This window comes from Methylomusa anaerophila, assembly GCF_003966895.1.
Classification (GTDB): Bacteria; Bacillota; Negativicutes; order Sporomusales; family Sporomusaceae; genus Methylomusa; species Methylomusa anaerophila.
Genome location: NZ_AP018449.1, coordinates 2,340,201 through 2,357,167 on the forward strand (window position 1 = coordinate 2,340,201; position 16,967 = coordinate 2,357,167).

General features: G+C 50.1%; 9 protein-coding genes. 8 read left to right on the forward strand and 1 reads right to left on the reverse strand.

The features are described from left to right. Positions 1–150 precede the first annotated feature (150 nt). The 6 genes from MAMMFC1_RS10600 to MAMMFC1_RS10625 all read left to right on the forward strand — a co-directional run bounded on the left by MAMMFC1_RS10600 (position 151) and on the right by MAMMFC1_RS10625 (position 8,565). Positions 151–1,947, forward strand: a complete 1,797-nt coding sequence (locus tag MAMMFC1_RS10600) for a putative bifunctional diguanylate cyclase/phosphodiesterase (RefSeq protein WP_126308487.1) — start codon at positions 151–153, stop codon at positions 1,945–1,947. A gap of 65 nt (positions 1,948–2,012) precedes the next feature. Beyond that, positions 2,013–2,861: a PHP domain-containing protein gene (locus MAMMFC1_RS10605; protein ID WP_126308488.1), complete on the forward strand. Its 849-nt coding sequence runs from the start codon at positions 2,013–2,015 to the stop codon at positions 2,859–2,861. A gap of 519 nt (positions 2,862–3,380) precedes the next feature. Then, complete coding sequence (locus MAMMFC1_RS10610; RefSeq protein ID WP_126308489.1) at positions 3,381–4,565, forward strand: MFS transporter; 1,185 nt, start codon at positions 3,381–3,383, stop codon at positions 4,563–4,565. Then, on the forward strand, positions 4,562–6,970 hold the full coding sequence (locus tag MAMMFC1_RS10615; RefSeq protein ID WP_126308490.1) for an ATP-dependent DNA helicase: 2,409 nt from the start codon (positions 4,562–4,564) through the stop codon (positions 6,968–6,970). The genes MAMMFC1_RS10610 and MAMMFC1_RS10615 overlap by 4 nt, the downstream gene beginning before the upstream one ends. A gap of 109 nt (positions 6,971–7,079) precedes the next feature. After that, positions 7,080–7,847: a histidinol phosphate phosphatase gene (locus MAMMFC1_RS10620; protein WP_126308491.1), complete on the forward strand. Its 768-nt coding sequence runs from the start codon at positions 7,080–7,082 to the stop codon at positions 7,845–7,847. A gap of 310 nt (positions 7,848–8,157) precedes the next feature. Beyond that, positions 8,158–8,565, forward strand: a complete 408-nt coding sequence (locus MAMMFC1_RS10625) for a VOC family protein (RefSeq protein ID WP_126308492.1) — start codon at positions 8,158–8,160, stop codon at positions 8,563–8,565. A gap of 108 nt (positions 8,566–8,673) precedes the next feature. Here MAMMFC1_RS10625 and MAMMFC1_RS10630 read toward each other — a convergent pair whose 3' ends face one another. Further along, complete coding sequence (locus MAMMFC1_RS10630) at positions 8,674–8,892, reverse strand: hypothetical protein (protein ID WP_126308493.1); 219 nt, start codon at positions 8,890–8,892, stop codon at positions 8,674–8,676. A 556-nt stretch (positions 8,893–9,448) separates the two neighbouring features. Here MAMMFC1_RS10630 and MAMMFC1_RS10640 point away from each other — a divergent pair. Beyond that, a complete protein-coding gene (locus tag MAMMFC1_RS10640) occupies positions 9,449–12,391 on the forward strand; it encodes an insulinase family protein (protein WP_126308495.1) in 2,943 nt (980 codons plus the stop codon). Between the two features lie 146 nt (positions 12,392–12,537). Next, positions 12,538–16,785 carry a 2-hydroxyacyl-CoA dehydratase gene (locus MAMMFC1_RS10645; RefSeq protein ID WP_232035770.1) on the forward strand — a complete coding sequence of 1,416 codons (4,248 nt, stop codon included), beginning with the start codon at positions 12,538–12,540 and terminating at the stop codon, positions 16,783–16,785. Positions 16,786–16,967 lie beyond the last annotated feature (182 nt).

Below are 16,967 nucleotides of genomic sequence, written 5' to 3' on the forward strand. Positions count from 1 at the left end.
TCGGATTGCAGGAATTAGCAAATCGATGCAGAAAATGACATATTGGAGTTTATGAATATATTCCTTATATTCCTTGTCTTTGAATGAGAAGTGTTGGCAGGCAGGAGCGGACTTAATGCAGTATTCGTTTTTATCGCAAGGAGGCTGGGCATGGAGGCTCAAACGCAAAAGATCATCACACTTGAAAAGGAACTGGTTCTTCTCCAGCGGCTTTACCAAGAGCGCTTAGAGGACATGGTCAAGGAGCGCACCGCGGAGCTTAAACGCATTAACGAGCAGTTAGAACGGGAAATCGCCGTACAAAAAGAAACGGAAGATAAATTAAGGAAGTACCAGATACTTACCCAAAGCACCAGCGATATCATGTTGTTTACCCACTGTGACGGGAGCATAGTAGAGGCCAACCAGGCTGCGGTCATAACTTACGGCTATGAGCGGGACAAGCTCTTGACGATGAATTACAGCGACTTGAGCCGGTCTTGCCAGGTTAATTTGGATATGACCCAATTCGCCCAAGGAACATTTCAGCTTACCAGGTTTGAGTCGGAACACCAGCGTAAAGACGGCTCCCGGTTTCCGGTTGAAGTTAGCTGTCAAAGCGCTGTACTGGGCCGGGAAAGAGTTCTTCTCTACATGATCCGTGATATTTCCGAACGTAAAATCCTGGAAAATGAATTGGAATATTTTGCTACCCACGACCGGTTGACTAAAATCCCTAATCGTTACACACTGGAAAAAAAAATCACAGAGTTAATTGCGGCGGCGGGTGATAATTCCATCGGCGCCCTCATGCTGATTGATCTGGACAATTTCAAGCTTGTTAACGATACATATGGACATGCCGTTGGGGATCAGGTGCTGGTTAGTTTGGTGACTTTGCTGCGAAAGTACCTTCGCCCCCGGGATATTATCGCCAGATTGGGCTCGGATGAGTTTGCCGTTTTCCTGGAAGATGTGGCGGAAGAGGAATGCAAGGGAGTAGCTGAAAAGATACGCCGGTTGCTGGATGAAAGTGAGCTTTTTGTCCAGGTTCACCATTTGAGTGTCAATCTAACTGCCAGTATCGGCATAGTTGCAATTGATGGCTCCCTTGACTTTCAACGGGTGTTGGCTTATGCCGACACAGCAGTATACGCGGCGAAGGATTCAGGGAAAAACCGGGTTGTTGTCGTACATGATGAACTTGATAAGGAAAAACTCTCCCAAGTCAGTCAAATTGCGGCTCAAATCAAGTCGGCACTCAAAGAAGACCGTTTTGTCCTGTATTATCAACCGGTGTATCGTCTTGGTAAAGGGATCATTCATTATGAAGCCTTGATACGCATGTATGACGAAAAAGGCGGCCTAGTACCGCCGGGGGTATTCATTCCTGTGGCCGAACGATTTGGAATGATGTCGCAAATTGACCGGTGGATTGTGAGGACGGTACTTAACGTAATCAGGGAACATCCCGGCATGACGGTGTTTATTAATTTGTCCGGCCTTAGTTTAGGTGACAAAGCATTACTGGATTATATTGAAACAAGCATCAGAGACAGCGGCATCGAACCATCGTGGCTGGGATTTGAAATTACCGAAACAACGGCGGTGAATGATATGTCGCTGGCGGAGCGGTGGATTAAACGGCTGAAAGGAATCGGCTGCCGGTATGCCATAGACGATTTTGGCGTTGGCTTTTCTTCCTTTTCCCTATTGCAGGCCCTGCCGGTTGACTATATTAAAATTGATGGATCCTTCGTTCGCAATTTGAATACCAACCCGACACAGCGGGCGCTTGTCCAAGCCATGCAGGCGGCGGCAAAAGCTCTGGGCAAAAAGACCATTGCCGAATTTGTTGAAAATGAGGAAATAGTCGGAATCCTGCGCGTTTTGGAAGTGGACTACGGCCAAGGTTTCCACCTGGGTAAGCCGCTGCCGCTGGAAGAGCTGCCATGGGGAGAAGCCTAAATCATTATCTGGGGCGGGCTGCCGGATTAACGGCAGTTTTCATATTTTTTCACAGTAGGCAGTAGATGGAGAATCGTGAGGGTATTATGAAAGTTGATCTGCACATTCATACAACGGCCTCCGACGGTTCATGGACACCGTCCCGGCTGATAGACGAGGTTGGCAAGGCGGGTATCGGGCTGTTTGCCGTAACCGACCATGACACTACACAGAACATTGCGGAAACGGGGCGACTGGCTGCAGCCGCCGGTCTTGCTTTTTTGCCGGGAGTGGAAGTATCGTCAACTTTGGGTAACCAATCCTTTCACATCCTGGGATACGGGATTGACCCGGATAATGAAGAGCTTAGGCGCCTTATAGCTTGGAATACACAACTGCTGGCAGAGGCCGACCATAACAGTATTCGTAAACTGATTGCCGACGGGTTTGCCATTGATTACGGGGAGTATGCGGCATATCAACACGACCCGGCCCGCGGGGGCTGGAAGTCCTTAAGTTTTCTCATCGATAAAGGTTTTTGCCGGGATGTAAACGATTTTTTTTCCCGCTTGTTTACCGCCGAAAGAGGCATTCGTTTTCCGGATTTTCCGCCGCCGGCAAAGGCCATTCAGGCCATTCGGTCCGCCGGGGGATCACCGGTGCTGGCTCATCCGGGCAGCAGCTTTCACGGTACCTCCCTGGATGAGACTCTTGATTTCTTTGGCAAAGAGGATATTGCCGGCGTGGAATGTTTCCATCCCAGTCATGACGCCGCTACCACCCGCCGGGTGATAGCCTGGTGCCAGCGAAACGGGCTTTCGATTACCGGCGGGTCGGATTGTCACGGCGATTTTGTTTCCAAACGGCGTCTCGGCAGACCGTCAATCCATCTCGAACAGGTCAGGCTGGAGGAGTTGTCAGCACTTGGGGTTTAAACTGTCAGGTACACCAAAAAAATACAATATTCCCTCAAGTTATCCTCTTGCCTTTTTAAGCTTAAGCATGCTATAATAATGGCAAGCACCACCCTTACACTGACAACAAGGTTTCGGTTTTACCCATGAAGGTTTTGATTCAAGAGTTTTGAATCCCTGAAAGTAGGCAACCGTTCCCGGTCAATAAGGTTTTAGGTGTTGTTTGCCATTAACGTTTTATCCCCAAAAGTTAAGTTGTAGCCATATCCGTTTTTCAGTGTGAAACTCCTCTGTGAAAGTCTTTACTGCTTTGAAAGGATGGTCATTTATCAAGGTTTCAGACACTGTGTAAGGGTGGTTGCTTTATGGAGAGAAGGTTCTGCGCCTTCTCTCCTTAGTTTTGTTTTCATCTTGATAATGAGTCAAGACTCCCGCCTCTACAGGCGGTGTTAATTCAGGTGGAGTAGACTCTCCACCTAAATCCCCGATGTTTCAGCGATGCTGAAACGAGTTCACTAGTTACCGGGAGAGGATGATTAGATGGTTAGCCAAGCCGTATTAACCGGGCAGTTTATTCGGTTGGCAATGGCGAATTTTTGTTACTGGGCCAGCCTGGATATTTTTTTGCCGATATTGCCCCAGCACTATCACAGCGCCGGTTTCAGCGATTATCAGGTGGGCATCGTCATCGGCGCCATTTCTGCCGGGGCGCTGCTGTTCAAAATAGTTGCCGGCAAGGCGGTGGACCGGTACGGCGGTTCGCCGGTGGTTTGCATCGGTTTGCTTTTAACGCTGGCGGCTATTGCCGGGTATCCTTACGCCAACTCTGTCTGGACTGCATCCCTGAGTACTTTTATTCAGGGAGTGGGCTTGACCTGTTATAGCGGCGCGGCGTTGACAATGGCGACTTTGATGTTTGAAAATGAACATACTACCGATGTATTTGCGCTATTTACAATGGCGGGAATGTTTGGCGCCAGCCTGGCATTGGCGGTAGCCAATTGGGTCTACGTCACCGGCGGGATGCCTGCCGTGGCGGTTGTTGGCGGCTCAGTGGCGGCATTGTGCCTGCTGCTTGTGCCCAAAAAACCTGCCAGCAGAGCCGGGATCCAGCGCGCAGCAACTTTATCCGTCGGAGATATTGCCGGCAATCCTGGTGTGTATATTCCCACAATCAGCTTATTTGCCACCAATATGTGCTCAGCCGGCGCCATGACTTATCTGCCCATCCTGATGCTCAGCCGGGGAGTTAGTGACTTTAGTGTCTTTTTTGTGAGTTATGCGATTGTCGTAATCATTGTCCGGTTGTTCATCCGGCGGTTGTGCGAAGTAGTTGGGGCGGCCAGACTGGAGACTATGTCGGTGGCTTTGATGGGTATGGTCATGTTTCTTGCTGCCGTATCCGACAGTTGGCATCTCTTAAGTTTGTGCGGTATGCTTATGGGGGTGGCCCTTGGCGTCGCTTTTCCGGCCATGGGGACAACTGTTACCGCTTGCACTGCACCGGTTAACCGCGGGACGGCTTTTGGCGTATTTACCACGGCGGCCGACTTTGGCTTTGTGATTGGCGCCACCGGCCTGGGATTTATCGCCGCCGGCATTGGGTATGCCGCAATTTTCGTGTTGGCCGGGGCTTATACCACCCTTTACGCCATTGTACATAGACTGTGGCTGGTTAAGAAGCTTGACCCGGCGGAACTGGGAACGCCGGAGTGCCAGGCATGATTAGCAGCAACCTGGTCCGGATTTCGGTGCGCACGCTGGTGGAATGGATTCTGCGCTCCGGGGATCTGGTTTTTTCCCTGACCGCGCCGGCCCGGGCCGTTGAGGGCACAAAGGCTCACCGCAAGGTGCAAAAGTCGCGGACAGGCGAATATCAAGCCGAAGTAGCCTTGACATATACCATTGAGCGGGAAGACCTTGTTTTGGAGATCGGCGGCCGGGCCGACGGGATTTTTCTTAACCGGGGGGATGAAGAAGCGGCAGCGGTTATCGATGAAATAAAGTCAACCAGCCGTCCGTTAGAAGCGATTGAAGCCGACCAATATCCCTTACACTGGGCGCAGGCTAAATGTTATGCATTTATTTACGCGGCGCAGAATGATCTGGATACTATTGGCGTCCAGTTGACTTACTATCAGCTCGATAGCAGAGAAATCAAGGAATTTTGCCTTTTCTATCCTCGCGGGGAATTGGCCGTCTTTTTCCACGGTCTGGTTGAGCAATACCTGTTTTGGGCCAGACTGTTAAGGGATTGGATCAAGGTGCGGGATGAGTCCATTGCTCAAATTAATTTTCCTTTTGTCGGCTATCGTCCCGGCCAGCGGGAATTAGCGGTGGCTGTATATAAGACAATCGCCGCCGGCAGGAAACTGTACGCGCAGGCGCCTACCGGGGCGGGCAAAACCATGGCGACCATATTTCCCGCCGTCAAAGCGGTAGGTTCCGGCCTGATTGAGAAGATATTTTTCTTAACCGCCAAGACAGTGACACGGGGATTGGCGGAAGAGGCTTTTGCCAAGCTGCGGCTGAACGGTCTGGTATTTAAAACAGTCACTTTAACGGCCAAGGATAAAATATGTTTTAAACCCGGCAGGGAATGTCACCCGGGCGAGTGTGAATACGCTAACGGGCATTTTGACAGGGTGAACGGAGCCATTGCCGACATTTGGCGGGAGGATTGTTACACGCGTGCGACGGTGGAGCAATATGCCGGCAAACATCGGGTCTGTCCCTTCGAGTTTTCCCTTGATTTAGCGCTTTGGGCTGACGGTGTTATTGGCGATTACAATTATGTCTTTGACCCCCGGGTGTATTTACGGCGATTTTTTGACAATGATACCGGCTGCAACTGCTGCTTTTTGATTGATGAGGCGCATAATCTGGTAGACAGGGCCAGAGAGATGTTTTCCGCCGCCCTGCTGCGCCGTCCCTTCGTCCATCTCAGGCGAGCCAGCCGGCAGGTATTGCCCCGAGTGTCGAAAGCGGCCCAGGCTGTCGGCGCCCGGTTGCGGCAGATCGGCAAGACCTGCCTGACCGGCGGGGAAGGCGAACCGGTGGATTTTTTTGTGCAGAAGGAAGCTTTATACGATATACATTCGGTGTTGCGCAAGTTTACTAACGAAGTTGAACGCTGGCTGTTAACGGGGAACCAGGATCAAGCCGGCCCCGAACTGAAAACGGCGTTATTGGACCAGTATTTTACAGCCCTGAGCTACCTGCGGATTGCCGAGTGTTATGATGAACGGTATGTCACCTATCTTGAAGCCGTTGAGGATAACGACGTAAAGGTCCGGCAATTTTGCGTTGACCCGGCCAAACTGCTGCGTGCCGCTCTTCAGCGTGGGCGTGCCGCCATCTTTTTTTCGGCGACGTTAACACCCCTTTCCTATTTTGCCGCTGTGTTGGGCGGCAACGAGGATGACGGCAAGATCGCCGTCCCTTCGCCGTTTTCACCTGACAACCTCTGCCTCATGATTGCCGGCAGAATTGCTACCACTTATAAATCCCGGGCCGGAACCTATGACCGGGTGGTGGCGGCCATCGCGGCGGCGGTAAGCGGCAAAACCGGCAACTATCTGGTGTTTTTCCCGTCATTCCAGTATCTTGGGGAAATATACGAACGTTTCTCTTATCAATATCCCCGCATCCGGGTCATCCGGCAGGCTGTTTCGATGGCGGAACAGGAACGTGTGGCGTTCTTGGATCACTTCGGCCGCAGCGGCAACAGACCCCCTGACGAAACGCTGGTCGGCTTTGCCGTGCTTGGCGGCATTTTCGGCGAGGGGATTGATCTTGTTGGCGAGCGGTTATCCGGGGCTGTCATTGTGGGGGTTGGGCTGCCCCAAATCGGCAATGAGCGGGATATTATCCGGGATTATTATAATCAGGTAAATAGTCAGGGATTCGAGTTTGCCTATATGTATCCCGGAATGAACAAGGTGCTGCAAGCCGCCGGGCGGGTAATCAGGACGGAACAGGACCGCGGCGTGGTACTGCTCATTGATGAACGTTTTACCGGCTATCGCTACAAAACTTTATTTCCGTCCGAGTGGCGGCAGGGGGTGAAGGTGGCGGATGCGGCAGGCATCACCGGGGTCGTAGGTCGTTTTTGGCAACAGGGATGCTGAGTACCGGTTTCTTGTTTATGCGGTGTATCCGGTTTATAATGGATATAGGGGGATCCGGAAGGATAATTGTAAAATTGGATGGTCCGGGGACATGATAGGAGGATTTCTGATGTTGTTTGACACCCATATGCATACTGTGTTTTCCACTGACTCCCGTATGACTATTGGGGAAGCAATCGCCAAAGGACGGGAAGCGGGTTTAGGTATTGTGATCACCGAACATATGGATCTGGCTTATCCGGAACCGAAAAAATTTTTGTTTGATGCGGCTGAGTATTTCCAGGTCTATGAAAAATACCGCAGTGACACGGTTCGTCTGGGAATTGAAATTGGGATGAGAACGGACTGCCTTGAGGGAAATCATTCGCTGGTTAGCGCCTGGCCTTTTGACTATGTAATCGGCTCCGTTCATGTAGTTGACAATATTGATATCTACCAGGAAGGCTTTTATCGTTTAAAAGGTAAAGCCGAGGTCTACCGGCAGTATTTTGACACGATGATCGGTTGCCTTAAGTGCTATGATTTCATTCATAGTCTGGGACACATTGACTATATCGCCAGATATGCCAGGTATAGTGACCCGGAAGTATATTACCATGAATTCCGGGAGAAAATTGACGAGATACTGACCCTTTTGGCGGAGAAAGGGAAAGCCATTGAGATTAACACCCGCCGTTTTGGCGATAAAAATGCAGTAGAGAACTTGCTGGCCATTTACCGGCGGTTTCATGAATTAGGCGGCCGGCTGGCAACTATCGGGTCGGATGCCCACCGGCCGGAGGATATTGGCCGGTGGCTGGATGTGGCGCTGGAAGTGGCTGAAGCAACCGGTTTGAAACCGGTCTGGTTTAAGGAAGGCGTGCCGCAGTACTTATAGTCTTTCTTCTTGTATGGTATAATGTGTCTATATAGTGTTTCAAAAATTGTATTTATTTAGGTCATCTAATGCCTCGAACTGCTTAGAAATCGTCAGATACCGTTGCATATGAAAAAAACTTATTGCAATGATATTTGCTAATTACAAGTTCGAACTATCATAGTCAGACCGGAGGCACGACGAGGACCGGAACGGAAGCGTACTGGACGTACGCTGGAGTGAGGACCGCAGAAGCAACGACGCAGCTGGCGGTTTATAAGCAGTTCCCTACTTAATGGGAATAGTATAAGAGCCGAAGGGGAGTCATGTTATGCAGATTAAGCGGGTGGATTCGACGATTAGCACAGATAGACTGCAAGAGTCAAAGGAGTATTACATCAAATACTTCCAATTCCAGCTGGTGTACGAAAGCGACTGGTATATTGAACTCCTGGCGCCGGGATTGCCTACAACCGGAATAAGTTTTGTCCTGCCGCAGCGGGACGCAGGCGAATTCTTTTTTGGCAAAGGGCTGATCCTGTCCTTCGAGGTGGAGGATGTGGACGCGGAATACCGGCGGCTGACAGAGGCTGGGTTGGATATTGTTCAGGAATTGCAGGATAAACCCTGGGGCGAGAGAAGTTTTGTCGTGGATGATCCCAACGGCGTACACCTGTATATTTATGAATCCATTCCGGCGACGCCGGAGTATCAAAAAGTTTATGATACCTTTAAGTAAGTTTTATTTCTTCTGCCGGAGAATGTTGATCCAAATTCGAAGACACCCACACTTATAGAAGTGGGTGTCTTCGAATTTGGATCAATTGCTCTTGTCATACTGAATCTATCACAGATTGTCGTGTTTGTCGGATAATATCGACAGGCCGGCGGCTTCATTATCCGCCGTATTTTGAGTTGGATCGGTTTTTTGCTGTCCCTTATACAGGAAGAAGTTTTCTAATAGATAAAACAGGCTAAAGCCAGGACTTGATCCCCGCAATAAAGGAGACCCCTCGGAAAAAGGCCCTGCCGGCGGGGGACCTTCCGTCGGTTTGCCGTGTTGCATAAGTAATCCCCTTCCTTTCCGCTGTATTTGAGTACCGTTATTATATTGTTATACGGATTTCAAGTTATTATACGCTGCTGTTTCTGCCGGTGTGTCTGGCAGCGGTGCGGGGAAATCAATTCTTTAATGGGACATATATATTTTCAAGGCGAGAGAAAGTTTTAATCCTTTGTGTTAGACAAAGAAGAAGCGGGAAACCCTATACATAGAAGTTTTCCCGCTTCTTACTCAATTTTGCGAAAGTATAAAAGTATATACGAAGGAATAGGCTGTAGATAAAAAGATAAAAATACCAACCATAGAGAATAGAGAATAGAGAATAGAGAATAGAGAATAGAGAATAGAGAATAGAGAATAGAGAATAGAGAATAGAGACACAGAATACCCAGAGAAAGAACAACGCAGACGCCCCAAGGCGCCAAACTTTCTACAGCAGTTCCCTGCTCAATGGGAAGTAGATTGCTAACAGGAGGAATTTGGCGTTCTAGGGAAAAATAAAATACATAAGATAATAAGCACACAAATAAGCAAACTAAGAGAAAAGAGAGGGAAGCAAATGTCACTTACAGTCGGCGATGTCAACCACGGGTTTGAATTAATTGAAACTAACCAGGTAACTGAAATAAATTCAACAGCCAAGTTATTCGAGCACAAAAAGAGCGGCGCCCGCCTTCTTTATCTTGAGAATGACGACGACAACAAAGTGTTCTCAATCAGTTTCCGCACTCCGCCGGCAGACAGCACCGGAGTGCCGCATATTATCGAGCATTCGGTATTGTGCGGGTCGCGCAAGTTTCCGATGAAAGAACCGTTCGTGGAGTTGGTTAAGGGTTCGTTAAATACTTTTTTAAACGCCATGACTTTTCCCGATAAGACTATGTATCCGGTTGCCAGCCGGAACAATAAGGACTTCCGCAACCTTATGGATGTTTATCTGGACGCCGTGTTTCATCCCAAAATGGTAGACACGCCGGCAATTCTCATGCAGGAAGGGTGGCATTATGAGTTGGAATCGCCGGCGGCCCCTTTAACCTACAAAGGAGTAGTATATAACGAAATGAAAGGCGTTTTTTCCTCGCCGGATGCAATTCTGGAAAGGAAAGTCTCCCAGGAACTTTTCCCGGATACCGCTTATGGCGAGGAATCCGGCGGCGATCCGGACGACATTCCCTGTTTGACCCAGGCGGAATTCGTAGCTTTTTTCCGGAAATACTATCATCCGGCCAACAGTTATATTTTCTTATATGGTGACCTTGATATTCTGGACACTTTGAAATTCCTGGACGAAGCTTATCTGAAGGACTTTGAGCGCACTGCCGTCAACTCGGCCGTGACTGTGCAGGCGCCTTTTAAAAGCGGCAAAGAAGCCAGCTATGATTATCCCGTTTCCCCCAATGAACCCACCAAGGAAAAAACTTACCTATCGTTAAATTATGTTGTGGGCAAAGCCATTGATCCGGAGGTTTACCTCGGGTTCATGATTCTGGAACATTTGCTGTTGGAGACTCCCGCCGCGCCCCTTAAGCAGGCGCTGTTGAACGCCGGCCTGGGTAAGGAGGTTTTTGGCAGCTATGCCAAAAGCATGCTGCAGCCTGTCTTCTCTGTTGGCGTCAGCGGCTCGGAGCCGGACCGGGCCGGCGTGTTCAAACGGGTTATTCACGATACGCTGCAAAACTTGGTGAATGAGGGTATCGACAAAAAACTGATCGAGTCATCCATCAATATTTTTGAATTCCACCTGCGGGAGGCTAATTTCGGCAGCCGTCCCAAGGGGCTGGTATACAACATGAAATGTATGGACAGTTGGCTGTACGACGAAAGCCCGCTTATGCACCTGGCGTATGAACCCACTTTGGAAAAGATTAAAACAGCCGTGCACAGCCCTTATTTTGAAACCATGATCCAAAAATACCTTTTGGCTAACTCCCACCAGGCAATGATCGTCCTTAAGCCCAAACCCTGTTTATCACAGGCCAAAACAGCGGAACTTGAGCGGAAGCTGGCGGAATATAAAGCGACGCTGTCGGCGGAACAGCTAAAGGGGATTATGGACCAAACCAAAAGCCTGAAAGAAAGGCAAGAGACGCCGGACCCGGCGGAAATACTTAAACTGATTCCGCTCCTCGATTTGCAGGATATTGAATCCAAGGCGGAAGAATTGCCGCTCATTGAGAAAAAAGAGGCGGGAGTGCCGGTATTGTTCCACCCGATCTTCACCAACCGGATTGGGTACGTCGGCCTCTATTTTGACGTGAGCGCTGTACCGCAGGAATTGCTGCCGTATGTTTACCTGCTGGCGGAAATATTGGGCAAAGTCGATACAAGCAAATACAATTATACTGAATTATCCAAGGAGATTAATATTCATACCGGCGGTTTCTGTTATAATTTGGCTGCATTTTCGGAAAACGGCGACGATCAAACGTATCACCCAAAATTTATCATCAAAGGTAAGGCACTTGTTGACAAGCTGCCGCAAATGTTTGAGCTTATGGGTCTGGTTGCCGGCGGCAGCCTGTTTGACAAACAGGAAAGAGTGAAGGAACTGATACTTGAGGTCAAGGCCGGGTGGGATACGGCCTTGTTTAAGCGCGGTCAGCAGGTTGTGGCCAGCCGCGTGTTGTCTTATTTCTCGCCGGCCGCCAAGTTCAATGAAATCGGCCAATTTACCTTCTATAAATTCATGTCCGGCCTGGAGCGGGAATTGGACGGCAAGCTGGCGGAAATCGGCAAAAATTTGGCCAATACCGCCCGCTTGATATTCAACCGTGACAGTCTTCTAGTCAGCATTACCTGTGAAGAAGGAGACTATCCGAAGTTTACAGACAGCCTGGCTGTTCTTTATAATTTGTTGGGCGCCAGGAATTTAAAACCCGTAACGTATCACTTTGACCTGGAGGCTTTAAATGAAGGAATCATGACTGCCGGCAAAGTACAGTACGTGGCCAAAGGCGCCAACTTCCGGCGGCTGGGGTATTCCTATCATGGCAGTATGAAGGTATTGGAAAGCATATTAAGGTATGACTTTTTATGGTCGCGCATCCGGGTTCAGGGAGGAGCCTACGGCGCGTTTGCCCAGTTTGACCGCAACGGCAATATTGTATTCGGTTCGTATCGCGACCCCAACCTGCTGGCGACGCTGCAGGTTTATGACGAAACGGCCCAGTATCTTGCGGCGTTTAATACCGGTAATGTTTCCCGCCGGGAGATGACCAAATATGTAATCGGCGCCATCAGCGGAATGGATACGCCCCTCACTCCCCAAATGAAAGGGGAACGGGCTACGGCGCTGTATATCCGGAAGATCAGCCGGGCCGACATCCAGGTCGAGCGGGATCAGGTGCTGGCCACCGGTCAGGAAGATATTCGCCGGCTGGCGGCACTGGTTGACGCCGCCATGAAGGAGAACTATTTGTGTGTCATGGGCAGCGAGCAAAAAATCCGGGAAAGCCAGGAACAAAAAAAGGTGTTCGGCCGGTTGGCCGAAGCATTTGAGTAACCCGTTTCCCTTGAGAAAACACAAGGATTGCCCAATTGCCATTAAAGCGGGTATTTTATAACAAGCAAAAGCTGTTCTTCCATTAATAGGAGGGCGGCTTTTTTCAATATACCGATGCTTTTCTGGGCAGAATACAGGAATAACATATGTGCGAAAGGAAGTATACCGTGGGCAGCGTACTCAGGGTTGGAATTGATGCCGGTTCAACCACTGTAAAGGTAGTTGTGCTTGATGAACAAAACAATATGATATTTAATCAATACTTGCGTCACGCCTTCGACATAAGAAACGCCCTGAATCTAATATTCGCCCAAGCTCGCACCCTTTTGCAAAATAAGTTTCTGGCCGTTATGATCACCGGTTCGTCAGGCATTGGCCTGTCAAATCATTTACAACTGCCCTTCCTGCAAGAAGTGATTGCCTGTACCCAGGCGGTAAAACGCATCATACCTGAAGCCGGCACTGTGATCGAGCTTGGCGGTGAGGATGCCAAGATTACTTATTTCGGCGCCGGCGTGGAGCAACGCATGAACAATGCCTGCGCCGGCGGGACAGGCGCGTTTATTGACCAAATGGCCGCTCTGCTGCACACCGACCCGGCAGGGCTGAACCAGCTGGCTAAAGGCTATAAAACCATCTATCCCATAGCCTCCCGCTGTGGGGTGTTTGCCAAAACAGACATCCAGAACCTTCTCAACGAAGGCATCCCGCAAGCAGATATAGCCGCATCCATTTTGCAGGCGATTGTTAATCAGACCATCAGCGGCCTGGCCCAAAGCAGACCAATAACCGGCCCGGTTGCTTTTCTGGGCGGGCCGCTGCATTTTATGCCTGAGCTAAGGCAAAGGTTTATCGAAACCCTGGCTTTAAAGACCGATCAAATAGTAAGTCCGGCGCAAGCGCAATATTTCCCGGCTATCGGCGCCGCCCTCGCCCAATTCCCCGCCACATTGCGGCATGAGCGTCTGCTGGCCGGAATTGCCAAGTTATATGAATTTGCAGACCCGGACCGTGAAAAGATTGAACCGCTGTTTGCCACCGAAGCCGAGTACGAACAGTTCCGGCAACGGCACAATAACAGCGCTGTGGCCAGAAAGGACCTGGCAGCATATGCCGGCAAAGCCTATCTGGGAATTGACGCCGGTTCCACCACTGCCAAACTGGCCCTCATCAGCGAGGACGGCAGTCTGCTGTATTCCCACTATTCCGGCAACCGGGGCGCACCCTTGGAAAACGTTATAACCGCTCTAAGAAAGCTGTATCAATCGCTGCCTGACAACCTGACCATAGCCGGTTCGACGGTGACCGGCTACGGTGAGCGGCTGATCAAAACGGCGTTGCAGGCGGATGTGGGCGAAGTGGAAACAATTGCTCATTATAAAGCCTCCAGCCGGTTTCTGCCTGGCGTGGAATTCGTTCTGGATATCGGCGGCCAAGATATGAAAAGTTTTTTTGTCCGCAACGGGGTAATTGATTCCATTATCTTGAACGAAGCTTGTTCCGCCGGTTGCGGTTCCTTTATCGAAACCTTCGCCCAATCTCTCAACATGAATGTGACAGCCTTTGCCGCCCTTGGCCTTACAGCCAAAACCCCGGTGGATCTTGGCAGCCGCTGTACGGTGTTTATGAATTCAAAAGTAAGGCAGGCCCAGCAGGAAGGCCGGGATATGGGCGACATCTCCGCCGGTATAGCCATAGCCATTGTAAAAAACGCCCTGTATAAAGTAATCCGTTTAAAGAATCCGTCCGACTTAGGGCAAAAAATAGTCGTTCAAGGCGGTATTTTTTATAATGACGCTGTCCTCCGGGCGCTGGAAAAATTTCTTGGCCGGGAAGTGGTCCGTCCGGACATCGCCGGCATCATGGGTGCCTATGGCGCCGCGTTGATAGCGCGGGAACGTTGTGCTGGCAACCATAGATCGACTATTTTAAACAGTGAGGAGCTAAATAATTTTACTGTGCAAACTTCCAGCCGCCGGTGCGGCCTATGCGGCAACAATTGTTTAATCACCGCCCAAAATTTTTCCACCGGGCAGGTTTTCCGTGCGGGAAACCGCTGTGAACAAGGCGCCGGCCAAGAAAATCAGGAAAATAAAGAGAATACAGCCGGGGATATTCCTAATATTTATAACTTTAAATACCAACGGGTTTTCAACTACAACCCGTTGGCTGCGGCAGCCGCCCGTCGCGGTACAATAGGCATTCCGCGGGTTTTAAATATATATGAAGATTATCCCTTTTGGTTTACGCTATTTACCCGGCTGGGCTACCGGGTTGTTTTATCCGGACCTTCCTCCCGGCAATTGTATGAGACCGGCATCGGCGCAATCCCTTCGGAGTCGGTATGCTATCCGGCCAAGCTGGTCCATGGCCATATGCAGGATCTTGTGGATAAAGGGATCAAAAAGATATTCTATCCCTGCATTCCCCTGAATATTAAAGAAGACCCGGCAGCCGACAACTGTTACAATTGTCCCGTAGTCGCTTCCTATCCGGAAAATATCAAAGCCAATATGGATGCCCTCGTTACCCGACACGTCACTTTCTATCATCCATTCCTGCCCCTTGACAACCCCGCCAGAATGACACGCCGGCTGATACAGGAGCTATCACCGGAAAACCTGCCGGCAATGGCAGTTAACAAAGCTGTAAAAAAAGCCTACGCGGAACTGGCAAGGTATAAAGCCGAGGTCCGGCAAAAAGGGGAAGCCATCCTTGCCGATATTGGCGCAAGGGGCATCCGGGGGATTGTACTGGCCGGCCGGCCCTACCATATTGATCCGGAGATTAACCACGGTCTGCCGGAAATGATACAATCCTACGGCCAGGCAGTATTGTCGGAAGACGCCATAAGGCATTTGACGCCGGTGGAACGGCCGCTGCGCGTTGTCGATCAATGGGTGTATCATTCAAGATTATACGCCTGCGCCGCCTTTGTGGCCCAGCAGCCAAACCTGGAGTTGATCCAGCTGAACTCCTTTGGCTGCGGTATTGATGCCATAGCCATCGACCAGGTGCATGAGATCCTTGCCGCTCATAACAAAATCCATACCGTTATCAAGCTGGATGAAATGAACAATTTGGGAGCAGCCCGGATACGTGTCCGCTCATTGCTGGCGGCGACAAACCGGCGGACTGCTCCGTTGCCGCCTGCCAATGCTTCGTACCGGTACCGGCGGCGGCTGTTCACGCCCGCAATGAAACAGCGTTATACGATCATAGCGCCGCAAATGTCGCCGGTCCATTTTCAGTTTTTGGCAACCATTCTCCAAAAGTTCGGTTATAAGGCGGTGTTTACTCCCCCGGCCGATAAGGCGGCAATTGACCTGGGACTCCGCTATGTCCACAATGATGCCTGCTATCCGGCCATTATTACCGTGGGCCAGGTGCTGCAAGCTCTCCAATCCGGCCAATATGACATAAATAATACTGCCGTCCTGATGTCCCAAACCGGGGGCGGCTGCCGGGCAACCAATTATATTGCCCTGATCCGCAAAGCGCTGCAGGATGCGCAACTGCCCCAGGTGCCGGTTGTATCTTTTTCCACCGGCTTGGAAAAAAATCCCGGTTTTAAGATTTCCCTGCCCATGCTGGATAATGCCATAATGGGATTGCTTTACGGCGACTTGCTGATGCAAGTATTGTACCGGGTCCGGCCTTATGAAAAAATACCCGGTTCGGCCAATCGGCTATACGGCCACTGGGTTGAACAGTGTCAACAGGCGCTGGCAAGGGGAAGCAAACTTGCTTTTTGGAAAAATGTGGCGGCCATTGTCCGGGATTTTGACAACCTGGCGATCCGGGAGGGTCTGGTCAAACCCAAAGTGGGGATAGCGGGAGAAATTTTTATTAAATATCACCCCGCAGCCAATAACCAGATTATCGATCAACTGGAAAGGGAAGGGGCCGAAGTCGTGGTCCCCGACTTGACAAATTTCTTCCTCTACTGTGCCTACGACGGTAAAGTATCCCATCAGCTGCTGTCCGGAAACTGGCACGGTATTTGGGGGGGAACTCTTTTGATCCAGGTGGTGGAGCTCTACCGCCGGGGCATGAGACAAGCGTTACAGGCCAGCCAGCGTTTTTCGCCGCCTTCACCGATAAAAGAAATAGCCTGCCATGCGGCCAAACATTTATCACTGGCCAACCTGAACGGTGAAGGCTGGTTTCTGACCGGCGAAATGGTGGAACTAATCCTAAAGGGTGTAACCAACATCATCTGTGCGCAGCCGTTTGCCTGTCTGCCCAACCATATAACCGGCAAAGGGATGCTCAAAGAACTCAGACGGTCCTATCCCGGGCTAAACGTTATGTCCCTGGACTACGACCCGGGGGTCAGTGAGGTAAATCTGTTGAACCGAATTAAGCTGATGCTCTCGGTTGCCAATGTATAGGGAAGTATTCAGAAGTCAGAAGTCAGAATGTTGGTGCCGCCAGCGGCGTGGAAGCCGGACTACTGAATATAGTTACAGACGCTTTTTATATAACAATAAATGGCTAAAAGTTACGCAAAAAACAGCAAGTAATTTGGGGAAGCCCTGGAAATAATATAATAAAAGTATCTATTCAGGTTATC

Excerpts from the sequence above, each read along its gene's own strand:
- MAMMFC1_RS10625 (WP_126308492.1), top strand. The coding sequence starts at position 8,158 with ATGCAGATTAAGCGGGTGGATTCGACGATTAGCACAGATAGACTGCAA.
- MAMMFC1_RS10640 (WP_126308495.1), top strand. The coding sequence starts at position 9,449 with ATGTCACTTACAGTCGGCGATGTCAACCACGGGTTTGAATTAATTGAA.
- MAMMFC1_RS10620 (WP_126308491.1), top strand. The coding sequence starts at position 7,080 with ATGTTGTTTGACACCCATATGCATACTGTGTTTTCCACTGACTCCCGT.
- MAMMFC1_RS10615 (WP_126308490.1), top strand. The coding sequence starts at position 4,562 with ATGATTAGCAGCAACCTGGTCCGGATTTCGGTGCGCACGCTGGTGGAA.
- MAMMFC1_RS10645 (WP_232035770.1), top strand. The coding sequence starts at position 12,538 with ATGTGCGAAAGGAAGTATACCGTGGGCAGCGTACTCAGGGTTGGAATT.
- MAMMFC1_RS10605 (WP_126308488.1), top strand. The coding sequence starts at position 2,013 with ATGGAGAATCGTGAGGGTATTATGAAAGTTGATCTGCACATTCATACA.
- MAMMFC1_RS10610 (WP_126308489.1), top strand. The coding sequence starts at position 3,381 with ATGGTTAGCCAAGCCGTATTAACCGGGCAGTTTATTCGGTTGGCAATG.
- MAMMFC1_RS10600 (WP_126308487.1), top strand. The coding sequence starts at position 151 with ATGGAGGCTCAAACGCAAAAGATCATCACACTTGAAAAGGAACTGGTT.
- MAMMFC1_RS10630 (WP_126308493.1), bottom strand. The coding sequence starts at position 8,892 with ATGCAACACGGCAAACCGACGGAAGGTCCCCCGCCGGCAGGGCCTTTT.